Source organism: Sphingomonas populi (assembly GCF_004208535.1).
GTDB lineage: Bacteria > Pseudomonadota > Alphaproteobacteria > Sphingomonadales > Sphingomonadaceae > Sphingomonas > Sphingomonas populi.
In genome coordinates this window covers 1-915 of record NZ_SGIS01000160.1, presented here as the reverse complement: position 1 = coordinate 915, position 915 = coordinate 1, and the positions used below count along the sequence as shown (strand labels likewise).

General features: G+C 61.7%; 1 protein-coding gene. It reads left to right on the top strand.

The window, feature by feature from the left end; all coding sequences use genetic code 11:
* The first annotated feature begins 77 nt into the window (after positions 1-77).
* Positions 78-905 (top strand): IS5 family transposase, encoded by an 828-nt coding sequence (locus EWE75_RS24710; protein WP_130160648.1) that lies wholly within the window; start codon positions 78-80, stop codon positions 903-905.
* Positions 906-915 lie beyond the last annotated feature (10 nt).

Genomic DNA, 915 nt, shown 5'->3' with positions numbered 1-915 from the left:
GAGCCCGACCGAAAATTGAGTTGAGCGATTTCAGTAGCTTGTGATTCATCGGGGGTTGCGAAGACCACGAGGATCACATGGGCTGGACTGAAACCGCTCGACGCGAGCATGACAGAAGCGGGCTGCGCTATGCAAGCGACTGCACCGATGAAGAATGGGCTGTCATCCGGCCCTTATTGAGGCGGACCTCCAGGGTGGGACGGCCGCGCAAGCACAAGGCGCGAACCTTGTGGGATGCGATCCAGTATATCGCTGCGACGGGATGCCAATGGGCGCAACTGCCCAAGGACTTCCCGCCCTTCACCACGGTGCAGTATCATTTTTACCGGATGCGCGACAACGGGCTGCTGGATGCTGTCAACGCGGTGCTGGTGGCATGGGTGCGAGTTTCGGAAGGTCGCACGATGACGCCGACCGCAGGCGTCATCGATAGCCAGTCGGTCAAGACCACCGAGGCGGGCGGGCCTCGCGGATACGACGCCGGCAAGAAGATAAAGGGGCGCAAGCGGCACATCGTGACGGACACGCTCGGCAATATGCTCGAAGGCGTGGTGCACGGCGCCGATGTTCAGGACCGCGACGGCGCGCCCGGTCTGATCGAACGATCCTGCGACGCGTATCCCACGCTCACCAGACTGTTCGCCGATGGCGGGTATGCCGGACAGAAGCTCGAAGGGGCAGTCGCGCACATCGAGCGGCTGACGATCGAAATCATCAGACGCTCCGACCTGACGGGCTTTGTCGTTCTACCACGGCGCTGGGTCGTTGAACGCACCCTGGCGTGGCTCAATCGGTGCCGTCGCCTGGCCAAGGACTGGGAAGCCTCCATCGCTTCGTCCGAAGCCTGGATGGTCGTCTCGTCCATCAGGAGAATGACGCGCCGTATCGCCAAACTCCAATTATGAGTCGGGCTCT

Bases quoted from the DNA above. Each gene is read 5' to 3' on its own strand.
- EWE75_RS24710 (WP_130160648.1), top strand. From the start codon at position 78: ATGGGCTGGACTGAAACCGCTCGACGCGAGCATGACAGAAGCGGGCTG.